The sequence below is a fragment of the Nonomuraea sp. NPDC049028 genome (assembly GCF_043197735.1).
In the GTDB taxonomy this organism is placed as follows: Bacteria; Actinomycetota; Actinomycetes; order Streptosporangiales; family Streptosporangiaceae; genus Nonomuraea.
In genome coordinates, this window is record NZ_JBICTR010000005.1 from 371,918 (window position 1) to 386,006 (window position 14,089).

At 69.6% G+C, this 14,089-nt stretch carries 12 protein-coding genes; 11 read left to right on the forward strand and 1 reads right to left on the reverse strand.

The genetic code is table 11. The annotated features are described in order from the left end of the window. Positions 1-2 precede the first annotated feature (2 nt). Positions 3-1,295 carry a cation diffusion facilitator family transporter gene (locus tag ACGFJ2_RS21270; RefSeq protein ID WP_393470649.1) on the reverse strand — a complete coding sequence of 431 codons (1,293 nt, stop codon included), beginning with the start codon at positions 1,293-1,295 and terminating at the stop codon, positions 3-5. 455 nt (positions 1,296-1,750) lie between these two features. Here ACGFJ2_RS21270 and ACGFJ2_RS21275 point away from each other — a divergent pair, with 455 nt between their 5' ends. The 11 genes from ACGFJ2_RS21275 (at position 1,751) to ACGFJ2_RS21325 (ending at position 14,089) form a co-directional block, all read left to right on the forward strand. Next, entirely contained in the window at positions 1,751-2,425 is a 675-nt protein-coding gene (locus ACGFJ2_RS21275; RefSeq protein ID WP_357938933.1) for a haloacid dehalogenase type II, read from the forward strand. Between the two features lie 37 nt (positions 2,426-2,462). Beyond that, positions 2,463-3,737, forward strand: coding sequence for an FAD-binding oxidoreductase (locus tag ACGFJ2_RS21280; RefSeq protein WP_358176123.1), 1,275 nt, complete (start codon positions 2,463-2,465; stop codon positions 3,735-3,737). A 47-nt stretch (positions 3,738-3,784) separates the two neighbouring features. Beyond that, positions 3,785-4,720 carry an ABC transporter permease gene (locus tag ACGFJ2_RS21285; RefSeq protein ID WP_357938937.1) on the forward strand — a complete coding sequence of 312 codons (936 nt, stop codon included), beginning with the start codon at positions 3,785-3,787 and terminating at the stop codon, positions 4,718-4,720. Continuing rightward, positions 4,707-5,627, forward strand: coding sequence for an ABC transporter permease (locus ACGFJ2_RS21290; RefSeq protein ID WP_393470653.1), 921 nt, complete (start codon positions 4,707-4,709; stop codon positions 5,625-5,627). The genes ACGFJ2_RS21285 and ACGFJ2_RS21290 overlap by 14 nt, the downstream gene beginning before the upstream one ends. Before the next feature lie 113 nt (positions 5,628-5,740). Continuing rightward, positions 5,741-6,556 carry a GntR family transcriptional regulator gene (locus tag ACGFJ2_RS21295; protein ID WP_357938941.1) on the forward strand — a complete coding sequence of 272 codons (816 nt, stop codon included), beginning with the start codon at positions 5,741-5,743 and terminating at the stop codon, positions 6,554-6,556. After that, complete coding sequence (locus ACGFJ2_RS21300) at positions 6,553-7,557, forward strand: ABC transporter ATP-binding protein (RefSeq protein WP_357938943.1); 1,005 nt, start codon at positions 6,553-6,555, stop codon at positions 7,555-7,557. Before ACGFJ2_RS21295 ends, ACGFJ2_RS21300 begins: the two co-directional genes overlap by 4 nt. Beyond that, positions 7,554-8,570 (forward strand): oligopeptide/dipeptide ABC transporter ATP-binding protein, encoded by a 1,017-nt coding sequence (locus ACGFJ2_RS21305; protein ID WP_393470657.1) that lies wholly within the window; start codon positions 7,554-7,556, stop codon positions 8,568-8,570. Before ACGFJ2_RS21300 ends, ACGFJ2_RS21305 begins: the two co-directional genes overlap by 4 nt. Continuing rightward, positions 8,567-10,054: an aldehyde dehydrogenase family protein gene (locus ACGFJ2_RS21310; RefSeq protein ID WP_393470660.1), complete on the forward strand. Its 1,488-nt coding sequence runs from the start codon at positions 8,567-8,569 to the stop codon at positions 10,052-10,054. Before ACGFJ2_RS21305 ends, ACGFJ2_RS21310 begins: the two co-directional genes overlap by 4 nt. Before the next feature lie 128 nt (positions 10,055-10,182). After that, positions 10,183-11,712 (forward strand): ABC transporter substrate-binding protein, encoded by a 1,530-nt coding sequence (locus ACGFJ2_RS21315; protein ID WP_393470663.1) that lies wholly within the window; start codon positions 10,183-10,185, stop codon positions 11,710-11,712. Further along, positions 11,709-12,806 (forward strand): tartrate dehydrogenase, encoded by a 1,098-nt coding sequence (locus ACGFJ2_RS21320; RefSeq protein WP_393470666.1) that lies wholly within the window; start codon positions 11,709-11,711, stop codon positions 12,804-12,806. The genes ACGFJ2_RS21315 and ACGFJ2_RS21320 overlap by 4 nt, the downstream gene beginning before the upstream one ends. After that, positions 12,803-14,089, forward strand: a complete 1,287-nt coding sequence (locus ACGFJ2_RS21325) for an amidohydrolase (protein WP_393470669.1) — start codon at positions 12,803-12,805, stop codon at positions 14,087-14,089. Before ACGFJ2_RS21320 ends, ACGFJ2_RS21325 begins: the two co-directional genes overlap by 4 nt.

The window sequence follows — 14,089 nt, forward strand, 5'->3', positions numbered from 1 at the left end:
TGTCACCGCGCGCTCTGAGCGGCGAGCTTGGCCCGGTACGCCTCACGGGCCTCCTTCGAGGCGTGGTGGTCGGACAACTCGTGGAGGTCGTCGGGCACCACGCCGTCGAAGGCGGGGTGGACGTGGACGGTGACCCGGTCGAGGTTGCCGACCGCGTGCATCAGGGAGTGCTGCACGTCCTCGGCCACGCGGTGGGCCTCGATGATGCTCAGCCGGGCGTCGACGCCGATCTCGGCGTCTCCCTCCATGCGGTGACCGGACCAGCGGGCGCGCACGCCGCCGACGGTCTCGACGCCGACGACGCCGGCGATCGTGGTGCGCATCCGGTCGATCGTCGCCGGCTCCACACCGTCCATGAGACGGCGGACGATGATGACCAGGGAGTTGATCAGGATGCCGGTGATCGCCAGGGCGATCAGCAGGCCGACGATGGCGTCGGCCCGGTCGAACCCGAGCCACACGCCGATCACGCCGGCGACGACGGCGATCGAGGTGTAGCCATCGGCGCGGGCGTGCTGGCCCTCGGCGATCAGCGCCGCGGATCCGATGCGACGGCCGGCCCGGATGCGGTACACGGCCACCACCTCGTTTCCGAGGAAGCCGACGACTCCGGCGGCGAAGACCCACCACAGGTTGGTCGGCGGGTGCGGGTTGAGCAGCGCGTCGATCGACTCCCAGATGATCAGCCCGATCGAGGCGACGATGACCAGGGAGATGAACAACCCGACCAGGTCCTCGGCGCGCCGGTAACCGTAGGAGTACTTCTTCGTCGCCGCGCGCCGGCCCAGCCGGAAGGCGATGATCAGCGGGATCGTGGTCGCCGCGTGTCCCAGGTTGTGGATGGTGTCGGCCAGCAGGGCGATCGACCCGGACATCGCGACGATGACCATCTGCCCGATCGCGGTGGCCATCATCCCGGCCAGCCCGATCCAGGCCGTGCGGATCCCGTCGTTGGCCGACTCCTCGGCGGTCTGGATCGCTTCGTTGGCGTCGTGGGCGTGGGGGACCAACGTGTGCTTGATCCGCGCCCACAGGCCGTTTCCGTGGTCGTGGCCCTCGTCGTGGCCGTGCCCATGGCCGTGCCCGTGACCGTGCCCATGCCCGTGACCGGTGGTGGCCGACGCCTCGGCCGCGTGGTGATCGGTCGCGTGGTGATCGGTCGCGTGGTCGTCGTGGGCGTGATCGGAGTGGTCGTGCCCGTGGTCGTTGACGGTGGCGGGCGCGTCGTCGTGGGGGTGGCCGTGACCGTGGCCATGGCCGTGTCCGTGATCGTCTGGGGTCGTGGAAGCTCGCATCGGGAGTCCGTTCGTGCCGGCGGGGAGGGAGTCGCGGGGCCGGGAGAGAGTCGGCCGGCTGCCGAGTGGCGCCTGCCGCGTCACCACATCTTGTGCACAACCGCTAGCAGCGGTCAACTGTTGTCAACAATCTTCCGGTGGCCCGAAGGGAAACTCCGGCAGTGAAAGTCAGGCCCACGACCTGGAAATAGTCGTTCAAGCGGCTTATGAAGATCAAAGAAATGCCGGGAAACGTACTCGTTACACGTGGGCAACTCGAAATTGTTGACAACAGAGAATCGGGTCCTTAGCGTTCCAGACACCACGCTGGCTGCCCGCCTCGGACGGCTCGCACCGGGCGTGATATCTCGCCGCTTCGCCGCCTGCCCAGTCGCACCGACGGGCTCCGGCCCTCACCGGACCGACCACCGACGCTCCTGCCCCCACCGGACATACCACCACCGGAGGAACTGCTCGTGGACCTGACCAGTGTGCGCCCCAAATACCTCACTTTCGATTGCTACGGGACGCTGACCAGCTTCGACCTCAACCTCACCGTCAAGCCGCTGGTCGCCGACCGGATCTCCGAGGAGGACATGCCGGTCTTCCTCAAGGACTACCGCGCGTACCGGATGGACGAGGTGCTCGGCGAGTTCAAGCTCTACCCCGATGTGCTCAAGGACTCCTTCAAGCGCACCTGCGAACGCTGGGGCATCGGCTACCGCCCCTCCGACGGCGAGGCCATCGTGGCCTGTGTACCGACCTGGGGTCCCCACGCGGACGTTCCCCCGAGCCTGGCCAAGCTCGCCGACGCCTACCCTCTGGTGATCTTCTCCAACGCCGTCGACGAGCAGGTGCGGCACAACGTCGACCAGCTCGGCGCCCCCTTTCACAAGGTGTTCACCGCCGAGCAGGCCAGGGCGTACAAACCGCGCTACCAGGCCTTCGAGTACATGCTCGACCAGCTGGGCTGCGAACGCGACGAGATCGTCCACGTCTCCTCGCACATCTGGTACGACCTGATCCCCGCCCACGAGCTGCGGATCCCGCACAAGATCTACGTCAACCGCGGCTACGACCCCTCCACGCCCTTCTACCAGTACGCCGAAACCGCCGACCTGTCCGGCGTCCCCGCCGTGCTGGGTCTGTGAAGGCCGCGAGGAGGATGCCGATGAAGAGGAGGAAGTCGTGAAGCTGACCAGCTACTGGCTCGACACCGCCGAGCCGGCCGGCGACTTCCGCCGCACCGAGCTCCCTGAGAACGTCGATGTCGCGGTCATCGGTGCCGGGTTGACCGGGCTGTCCGCCGCGCTGCATCTCGCTCGCAGCGGTGCCAGTGTCGCCGTGCTGGAGTCCCACACCGTGGGCTGGGGGGCCTCCGGCCGCAACGGCGGCATGGCCACGACCGGCCTGGCCATCTCCCTCCCCGCCGCGGTCAAGCGCTACGGCCCCGAGCGGGCGGCCATGATGTTCACCGCCTACGACAACGCGATCGACACCGTCGAGAAGATCGTCACCGAGGAGCAGATCGACTGCCACTTCGAGCGCTCCGGCAAGCTCACCCTGGCCGCCAAACCGGCGCACTACGCCGCTCTGGAGCGTTCGGCGCGGGTGATCGAGAAACTCGTCGGCCGCACGGTTCAGTTGGTCCCCCGCGGCCGCATGCGGGACGAGCTGGGTAGCGACCGCTACTACGGTGCGCAGGTCGACCCGAACGGGGCGGGCGCCCACGTCGGGAAGCTGGTCATGGGACTGGCCCGTGCCGCGGTCGGTCACGGGGCCCTGATAGCGGAGAACGCCGCGGTAACCGGCGTCCGCCGCGGCGGCCGGGGGCACCAGGTCCAGACCACGCGTGGCGCCCTGACCGCCTCCGACGTGCTCATCGCCACCAGCGGCTACACCGGGAAACTGACCCCGTGGCTGCGCCGCCGCATCGTGCCGGTGGGCAGTTTCATCGTCGTCACCGAACCCCTGCCGGACGACCTCGTCGCCCAGCTCATGCCACACCGGCGGATGGCGTCGGACACCAAGAACCTGCTGTACTACTTCCGTCCCACACCGGACAACCGGTTGCTGTTCGGCGGGCGGGCCCGGTTCGCCCTGTCGGACGCCCAGTCGGACCTCAAAAGCGGGGAGATCCTGCGCAAGGCCATCGCCGAGGTGTTCCCGCAGTTGCGGGACGTCCGGCTGGACTACTGCTGGGGCGGGCTGGTCGACATGACGATGGATCAGATGGTCCACGCCGGCGTACGCGACGGGATGCACTACTCCGTCGGCTACAGCGGCCACGGGGTCCAGATGGCCACCCACATGGGCAAGGTCATGGCCGAGGTCATCGGCGGCGACTCCACGGCCAACCCGTGGCAGGGTCTGGCGTTCCCGCCGGTTCCCGGTCACTTCGGGCCGCCATGGTTCCTGCCGGCCGCCGGGGCGTTCTACCGCGCACTCGACGCCGTGCGCTGATCGATCCGAGAACGTGTGACGACCCGGAGGTATCCCGAGTGTTGTACATGCTGAGGCGGTTCGCCGTCCTCGTGACGACCCTGCTGGTCGCCTCTTTCCTGGTGTTCCTCATCCCCTACGTCACCTCCGGGGATCCGGCCGCGCGGATCCTGCGCGCCCGGGTGGGCGACCTGGTCCAGGACCCGGCGACGCTGGCCCGCCTCCGGCTCGAGTACGGGCTGGACCGGCCGCTGCTCCAGCAGTACCTGTCCTGGCTGGGCTCGGCACTGCAGGGCGATCTCGGCCGGTCGTTCACCAATGGCACGGAGGTTCTTCCTCAGCTGATGCGGGCGTTGTCGGTCACCGCCTCGATCGCCGTTCTCGCGCTCCTGCTCGCCCTGTTGGTCGCGGTTCCGCTGGGAGCCCTCTGCGCGATACGGCGTGGAACCAAGCTCGACGGGGCGATCACCGGCATCACGCAGGCATTCGTGGCCGTCCCGGAGTACTGGCTCGCCCCGGTCCTGGTGCTGGTGTTCGCCCTGCAGCTCGGCGTGCTGCCCTCCTCCGGCTGGCAGGGGCCGTCGTCGCTGGTGCTTCCCTGCCTGACCCTGGCGCTGCGGCCGATGAGCTACTTCACCCAGGTCGCCCGCTCGTCGATGGTCGAGGTAATCGAGGCGCCCTACATCACCGCCGCCCGCGGTCGCGGGCTGAGCTTCGCCCAGACCATGCTGCGTCACGGGCTGCGCAATTCCGTCCTGCCGGTCCTGACCCTGTTCGCGGTCTGGCTGGCCGGCCTGCTCGGCGGGTCCGTCGTCGTCGAGGTGATCTTCGCTGTGCCCGGGGTGGGGCGGCAGATGTACGACGCGGTCATCAACAACGACGTCCCGCTCATCCAAGGTGGGGTCGTGGCGGTCGTCGGCCTCGCCGTGATCATCACCACCCTCACCGATGTGCTTTACACCGTCATCAACCCGACTGCGAGGACGAGCCGTGTCCGTGCTTGACGTCTTCGGCGACAACACCCGTCGCGACAATTCCGGTGCTGAGCATCCGCCGTCACCGGCCGGAGCCACCACCGCCCCGGCCCCCCGCAGGCGCGGAAGCTGGCCACCGGCGTTGCTGGCCGGGTCCATCATGTTCGGTGTGATCGCCCTGCTCCTGCTGCTGGCACCGTGGCTGTCGCCCTATCCGCCGGCTCAGCAGAACCTCGCCGCCCGTCTGGAAGGCATCTCCGCGGCCCACCTGCTGGGCACCGACCACCTGGGCCGTGACGTGCTCAGCAGGCTGCTGGACGGGGGCCGGTTCTCTCTTGCCGTCGCCTCGGTCACGCTGGTGATCTGCGCCGTCACCGGCACTCTCGTGGGGTTCCTCGCCGCACGGCGGGGCGGCCTGCTCGACACCCTCGTCATGCGCGTCACCGACATCCTGCTGGCCTTCCCCGAGATGGTGGTCGCGCTCTTCCTCGTCGCGGTCCTCGGCACCGGTGACCTGACGCTGCTGCTCGCCCTGACCATCGGCGGGTGGACCCCGTTCTGCCGGCTGGCCCGTGGTGTCGCCCTGGAACTCAACGGCCGCGACTTCATCGAAGCGGCTCAGGCCCTGGGCTGCTCGGGGTGGTTCATCATCCGCCGCCACCTGCTTCCCAACGCCATGCCCCCGTTGCTGGCCCACACGGCACTGCGCTTCGGCCACAAGCTCATCACCGTCGGCGCCCTGTCCTTCCTGGGACTCGGCGTCCAGCCGCCGTCCTCCGACTGGGGTTCGATGCTGTCCGAGGCCACCCCGTACCTCGACCGCCTGCCGATGCTGGTCCTGGCGCCCGGTGCCGCGATCTTCTTGGCCGCCCTCAGCGTCACACTCGCCGGCCGCGGCCTGGAGACGCGCCGGGCCCGGACAGGCGGGTCCTCATGATGAGCGGAGCGCCGCTGCACCCGCGCGGCGATCAGACTGGAAACGCTCACGCCCTCCTGCGCCTGCGGACTGTGAGTGGCGGAAACGGCACACAAACCCGGAGAAGCACACCCATGAGCGCTCAGACCCCGGCCCCGGCGGCCAAGACCTCGAAGCGCACGCTGACGGAGGTGGTCACCGGGCTGCTGCGTAACCGCATCCTCAGCGGGGAGTTCCCGCCCGGAACCCAGATGAACGAAGTCGAGCTCGCGGCCTCCTTCGAGGTCTCCCGCGGCCCGTTGCGCGAGGCGATGCAGCGCCTGGTACAGGAAGGTCTGCTGGTCAGCTACCCCCGTCACGGGGTCTTTGTCCCCACCTTGACCATTGAGGACCTGGAGGACATCTTCGTCGCCCGCCAGGCGATCGAGCGGGAGGCGCTGCGCCGGGTCACCGCCCGAGGGGTCTCCGCGGGCCTGGTCGCCGACCTCGAAGTGATCGTCGCGCGGATGAAGGACGCCGCCGGCGGCCCGGACAGGAGCGCACTGGCCGCCCTGGACCTCGCCTTTCACCGCCGGCTGGTCAGCGGTGCCGGCAGCACCCGGCTGGATCGGCTGTACGGACTCATCTCCAACGAGATGCAGCTGTGCTTCCGGTTGATCGTCGACAGCTACAGCGATCGTTCCGAGCTGCCGGCCGAGCACGAGCAACTGCTGCACGTCATCGCCAGCGGTGACAAGTCCGCCGCCCTGGCACTTCTGGACCGGCACTTCGCCGAGGTCGGCGAACTTCAGGCGGCGACATCGGGCAAGCCGCACAAGCACCACCTTCGACCGCAGCCGCATCACCACCAGGATCCGTTGGCGCATGAACAGATCTTTCACGAACACGCCGACGGCTACCGCCACGGAGACGACCACAAAGCCCCACCGCAACCCCGGGAGCAGCCATGAGCGCACGCCTGGAGGTCCGTGACCTGACCGTTCACGCCGGTCGGCCTGGACAAGCCCCGCCCATCCTCGATCGCGTCAGCCTGACCCTGGACCCCGGCGAGGTGCTGGCCCTGGTCGGTGAATCAGGATCGGGCAAGAGCATGGCCGCCCACTCGATGCTGCGCATGCTGCCGACCGGGTTGCACATGCACGCTGAGGCGCTGCGGCTGGGCGACCTGGACCTGCTCGCCGCCTCCTCACGGGCGTTGGACGGCATCCGCGGCCAGCGCATCTCCATGCTCTACCAGCAGCCCAAGCGCATGCTCGACCCGACCGCGACGATCGGCAGCCAGGTCGCCGAGCCACTGCGCCGCCATCTCGGCATGAGCCGGCAGGCCGCCCGCCGCCGGGTCGTGGAGTTGCTCGCCGACGTCGGGATCCCCGATCCCGAACGCCGCGCCGGTGACCATCCGCACCAGATGTCCGGCGGCATGGCCCAGCGCGTCATGATCGCCATGGCCCTGGCCACTCACCCGGACGTCCTCATCGCCGACGAACCCACCACCGCCCTGGACGTCACCGTCCAAGCGCAGATTCTCCGTCTCATCGCCGCATTGCAGGCCGAGACCGGAATGTCGGTCCTGTTCATCTCCCACGACGTCACCACCGTCGCCTCCATCGCCGACCGCATCGCCGTCATGTACGCGGGCCGCATCGTCGAGGACGGACCGGCCGACGAGGTCATCACCGCCGCCGAGCACCCTTATACCCAGGCCTTGTTGCGCTGCTCCACCCTGCAGACCGACGACACCGGTCATCTGCACGTCATCCCCGGCAACGCCACCTCGGCACGCGCCGCCGGCAACGGCTGCCGATTCCGCCCACGCTGCGCCGTCGCGGACGGCGACGCGAAACTGAGCTCCCACTGTGACAGCGAGGAACCCGACCTCACCTGCTGCGGCACCCATCGCAACTCACGCTGCTGGGTCACCATCGACACCCGACGACAGGTTCCGGCATGAACGACCTCGCCCCGAACTCCGACATCGCCGTCCTCGACCATGTCAGCAAGCACTATCCGTTGTCGCGGACCGGTTTCGGCCGCCGGCCGCACGTGCACTCCGTCGACGACGTGTCCCTGCGCATCCGGGAGGGGGAGGTGCTGGGGCTGGTCGGTGAGTCCGGCTCGGGCAAGAGCACCCTGGCTCGGCTCTTGCTCGGCCTCGTACCAGCCGACGCCGGACTGATCGACGTCGACCGGCTGAGGGTCGGCAAGCTGCGCGGCGCCCGACTGCGGCAGCTGCGCCGGTCGGCGCAGCTGGTCTTCCAGGACCCGCACTCCGCGCTGGACCCGCGCATGACGCTGCGGGAATCGCTGCTCGCCCCCCTGCAACAACACCGCATCGGTACGCCGCCGGAGCGCCTGCGGCGAGTCGCCACCGCGCTGGCGGAGGTGGGCCTGGACGACGGTTTCCTGGAGCGCCGGCCGGGCGACTGCTCCGGTGGGCAGCTGCAGCGGGTGGTCATCGCCAGAGCTCTCCTGCTGGAACCCAAACTGCTCGTCTGCGACGAGCCGGTGTCGGCCCTGGACGCCTCGGTGCAGGCGACCATCCTGAACCTGCTGGTCGATCTGCGTCGCTCGCGGGGGCTGAGCATGCTGTTCATCTCTCACGACCTGAAGGTGGTCAAGTTCCTCGCCGACCGGGTGGCGGTTCTGTATCTCGGGCAGGTCGTGGAGACGGCCACGCACGAAGGCATCTTCACCGACGCCCTGCACCCCTACACCCTGGCACTGCTGCATTCCGGTCGTGGACACCGCGTCAACGCCGGTGCGGCGGATCAGCTGAAGGGCGAACCACCCAGCCCCGTCTCCCCGCCTTCCGGCTGCCGCTTCAACACCCGCTGTCCGCTGGCCACCGACCAATGCCGCACCGAGCAACCCGATCTCGTCGACATCGGAGACGGCCACCAGGTCCGCTGTCACCGCTCGGCGGAGACCCGGAGCCGGCTGACAGTTGAGGAGCTCCCCGTATGAGCCTCATGACCGGACGCGCCGCCACGGCGGCCACTCGCTGGACCTTGCCCGGCAACGCGTACGCCGGTGGACGCTGGCGGGAAACGGAACGGCACACCACCATCACCGACCCCGAAACCGGCGAGTTCCTCGGCGAGGTCGCCGACAGCACCGCCGCGGAGGTACGCGAGGCCGTCGACGCGCTGGTGGACACCTTTCGGGCCGGCACCGCCGACCGTACCGACTGGCCGCTGTGGCAACGCCGGGAGGCCCTGCACCGCGCCGCCGAACTGCTGAGGCAGCACGCCGGGCGGTTCACCGCCATCGTGAGCTCCGAGGGATGCAAGACCATCAGAGATGCCCGCCGGGAGGTGGCCAGGGCAGCGGAGACCTTGCAGCTTTCCGCCGGTGCGGGGCACGCCCTGCAGGGCACCAGCGTGCCGTTCGAGGACACCTCCCGTGGCGCGGACCGGCTCGGGTGGAGCAGCAGGGAACCGCTCGGGGTCGTCGCCGCCATCACCCCGTTCAACGACCCGCTGAACCTCGTGGCGCACAAGGTCGGCCCGGCACTGCTGGCCGGCAACGTCATCGCGGTCAAGCCGCACGAGGCGACGCCGCTGTCCGCGCTCGCCCTCGCCGAGTTGCTCCTTGAGGCCGGCGTTCCCGGTGACCGGATCGCCGTGCTGCCGGGCGGCCCGGCCGCCGGGCGGGAGCTGGTGTCGCATCCCGGCATCGACGTCGTCTCCTTCACCGGCGGGGTCCGCACCGCCGACGAGGTGGCCCGGCTGGCCGGCGCCCGGACCCTGCTGATGGAGCTGGGCGGATCCAACCCGGTCATCGTCGACCATGGCGTGGACCTGGCGGCAGCCGCGCGGGCCATAGCCGAAGGGGCGTTCGGGTGCGCGGGGCAGAACTGCCTGTCGGTGCAGCGGGTCTACGTGGTCGCCGAGCACTACGACGAACTGCTCAGCCACCTGACCCGGACGACCGCTCACCTGAGCGTCGGCAGCAAGCACGACGAGAGCACCGACATCGGCTCGCTGATCGACACGGCGGCCGCGCGGCGTGTGGAGCGCCGGGTCGAGGAGGCCGTCGCCCGCGGCGCGGTCGTACGCGCGGGAGCGGTGCGTCAGGAAGCCACGTATCAGCCGACCATCCTCACCGACCTCGCCCCCGACGATCCCATCATCACCGACGAGATCTTCGGCCCCGTGGTCAGTGTGCTGCCCGTGGCCGATCTCGACGACGCCGTGACCCAGGCCAACCGCGCGGCCACCGGTCTGCAGGCCGGTGTCTTCACCCGCGACACCACCTCGGCCCTGCGCACGGCCCGCCTGCTACGAGTCGGCGCGGTAATGATCAACGACACGTCCGACTTCCGCATCGACGCCATGCCGTTCGGCGGTTTCCACCGCAGCGGTATCGGCCGGGAAGGCGTCACCAGCGCCGTCGTGGCGATGACCGCACCCAAGGTCATCGCGGCCCGGCTGACCTCCATCAGCTGAGTTCTTCTAACCGACAAATATCCATCGGCTCTGCCAGCCCGACCGGGACGAACAGCCCTCACCGGGTCATGTCGTGGTGCCCATTTCCCCTTGCTCTCCCCCCAACGATGTTCCGGAGGAACACCAGCATGGCCCGCACCTTCAATACCCTCGCCGGATTGTCGACAGGCCTCGTCCTGCTCGCCGGCTGCTCGTTCGACTCAGGAAGCCCCGACGCCACCACGAGCGGCACCTCCAAGCTGGTGATCGCCGACCTGTGGGCGCCCGACTCCGGGTACGCCCTGGAGACCGACGACGCCTTCACTCTCACCCGCGCCGGCTGCCTGGAGACCTTGGTGGTCGTGGACAAGGACAACCAGGCCCAGCCCGCTCTGGCGACGGAATGGAAGCAGGCGGCGCCCACGTCCTGGACGTTCACCATCCGTGAGACCAAGTTCCAGAACGGCACCGCGCTCACCGCCAAGGTCGTCGCCGACGATCTCAACCGGCTGCTGAAGGCCACGGCACCGCCGCGCAGCTTCTCTCCCAGCGTCATCTCCGCGGTCACCGCCGTCGACGACCGGACCGTACGGATCGACACACCGGAAGAGGACCACTTCCTGCCGCTACGGGTCAGCGTGCCCAACACCGGGATCCTCGCCCCCGAGGCGTTCTCCGGCACCACCACCAACCCGGTCGGCACCTGCACCGGGCCGTTCAAGATCACCAGCACCGGAACGGGGCAGTCGCTGGCGCTGACCGCCAACGCCGACTACTGGGGCGGGGACGTCGCCCTCGGCAGCGCCGAAATCCGCTACGCCGAGAGCGGCTCCACCCGCGCCACACAGCTCCGTACCGGTGAGGTCTCGGTGGCCGCCAACCTCCCCGTCACCACCCTCACGACCCTGAAGGGCGACAACAAGATCGCCCTTCAGCAGACTTCACTGCCCCGCACCACCGGCCTCTACCTCAACACCCGCAAAGCCCCCTTCGACAACGTCGAGGCCCGCCGCGCGATCCAGAAGGCCATCGGACTCGACGCCATCGTCAAGGGGGTTTACGAGGGCACCGCCACCCCGGCGGCCGGCCCGTTCACCCCCGACGAGCCCTGGACGCCGGCCGAACTGAAGCCGGTGCAGGGAGACGCCGCGGCGGCCAAGGCCGCCATGGCCGCCGCCGGAATCGACCCCGGCTCCCTCGGCTTCGAGCTCATCGCCTACTCCGACCGGCCCGAGTTCGCCGACCTCGCCCAGGTGATCCAGGCGCAACTGGCCGAGGCCGGCATCACCGTGAAGATCCGCACCGGCGACTACGCCTCGGTCGAGGACGACCTCATGAGCGGCAAGTTCCAGGCGACCCTGCTGTCCCGCAACCACCTCATCGACATGCCCGAGCCCATCAGCATGCTGCGCTCGGACGAGACCTGCAAGGGCAGTTTCAACCTCGCCGGATACTGCAGCCCGAAGGTCGACGGGCTGGTCAAGGAGGCCGGGAGCACGGGCGACATGACCAAGCGCCACGCCCTCTACGGTCAGATCGCCACCCAGCTGGCCGGCGACGTGGCCTTCATCCCGCTCGTCCACGAGAGCCTGACCATGGGTGTGGCGGCCGCCGTCAAGGGCCTGCCGACCGACCCGATGGAGCGAACCCTGCTGACGAAGGACACGAAGCTGTCGTGACCACGACCACCCCCGAACACGCAGGCCTCGGGACGACACGGCGCTATGTCGTCGACGTAGTCCCGGGGGACGGCATAGGCACCGAGGTCGTTCCCGCCGCCGTCCGCTGCGTCGACCACCTGGCCGGAACCTTCGGGTTCACCATCGAGTGGCGCGACCGCGCGTGGGGCTGCGACCACCACCGGGCGCACGGGCGCATGATGCCCGTCGACGGCCTCGAACAACTGGCCTCCGCCGACGCCATCCTGCTGGGCGCCGTCGGAGCGCCGGACATCCCCGATGACACCACCCTGTGGGGTCTGCTCATCCCCATCCGCCGGGAGTTCGTGCAGTACGTCAATCTGCGGCCGGTCCGATCCCTGCCCGGAATCCGCACGCCGTTGCGGTCGAATGTCCCGATCGACCTGGTCGTCGTACGCGAGAACGTCGAAGGCGAATACAGCGAGGTCGGCGGCCGGGTCAACCGCGGCCGGCCCGGCGAGTTCGCTGTCCAGGAGGCGGTGTTCACCCGGACCGGCATCGAGCGGGTCGCACGTTTCGCCGCCGACCTGGCCCGGCGACGCTCGGGCCGGCTGATCTCGGCGACGAAGTCGAACGGCATCATTCACACGATGCCGTTCTGGGACGAGGTGGTGGCCGAGGTGGCCGACGGCAGCGGGGTGGAGCTGGAGAAGGTCCTCATCGACGCCTTGGCCGCCCGCCTCGTGCTGCGGCCGGAGTCCGTCGACGTCATCGTCGCCTCCAATCTGTTCGGCGACATCCTGTCCGACCTCGCCGGTGCCCTGGCCGGGTCGATCGGGGTCGCGCCCAGCGCCAACCTCGACCCCACCAAGACGTACCCGTCGATGTTCGAGCCAGTGCACGGATCGGCACCCGACATCGCCGGCATGGGCATCGCCAATCCGGTCGGCACTCTCTGGGCGGCGGCCATGATGCTGGACCATCTCGGCGAAGCCGCGGCCGCGGCCAGGCTCGTGTCCGCCTTCGAGCACGTCCTCCGTGCGGGGACCGCCACACCCGATCTCGGCGGTACGGCGAGCACCGAGCAGTTCACGACCGCCGTCGTCCACGCCATCGCCGGGGGAACGCGGTGAACACGCGCCCGCGAGCCGAGGCCCGGCCGGATCCACTGGACGCGATCGCCGTCCGGCGTCATCTGCACCGGCGGCCCGAGATCGGCTTCCTCGAGATCGAGACCGCGGACCTGGCCTGGAACATCCTCTCCGATCTGGGCTGGCGGCTACGCGGCGGCGGCGACCTCGTCGACGTACACGATCACCCTGGTCTGCCGAGCCGCGACGAGCTCGACGCCGCCGCCCAGCGGGCCACCACGCAGGGTGTGCCGGAGTCATCGGTGCAGCGCTTCAGTGACGGAAACACCGCCTTCGTCGCGGAGTTGCGGGGCGCCCGCCCGGGTCCGCTGATCGCCCTGCGGGTGGACATGGACGCCCTGCCGATCCAGGAGAGCCGCCACCGCGGCCACGACCCGGCGGCCCAGGGTTTCGACTCGACCATCGACGGTGCCATGCACGCCTGCGGACACGACGGGCACGTGGCCATCGCGTTGCGGGCCGCGGCCCTGCTGTCCGACAGGCGGTTCGCCGGCACCGTACGGCTGCTGTTCCAGCCCGCCGAGGAGGGTGTCCGCGGCGCCGCTCCCATGGTGGCCGCCGGGCTGGTCGACGACGTCGACGTCCTGCTGGCCGTCCACCTCGGTTTCGGCACCCCGGACGGGTGCGTCGCGGCGGCGACCGAGCTGTACGGGACCTCGAAGCTGCGCGCGGAGTTCACCGGGGTCGCCGCCCACGCCAGCGGAGCGCCCGAACAGGGCCGCAGTGCGTTGGTGGCGGCGGCGTCCGCCGTTCTGGGCCTGCACGCTCTGCCCCGCTACGCGACGGCGACGACCCGCGTCAACGTCGGGGCGCTGCACGCACCCGGTGCGGCGAACATCGTCAACGCCCATGCCGTCCTCGACGCCGAGGTCCGGGCAGACGCCGCCGCCGAACACGACGACCTGGAGCGGCGTGCCCGCGCTGTCCTCCACGGCGCGGCCGCCATGCACGGTGTCACCGTGGACATCACCAGAACCGGCTGGGCGACCAGCGCGACCACCGACGGCGCGATCCTCGCCAGGGTCGAAACCCTCGCCCCGAACTGCGGTCTGCGTCTACTGCCGCCGCGTCCCTTGCGCGCGAGCGACGACGCGACGCTGTTCATGCGGCACGTCCAGGAACACGACGGACTGGCCGGATACCTGCTCATGGGTGCCGGAACATACGGACCGCATCACTCGCCGACCTTCGACCTGGACGAGGCCGTGCTGACCCCAGCCGCCGACCTCCTGGCCACGCTCATCCGATCCCTGGAGGATCCTTGA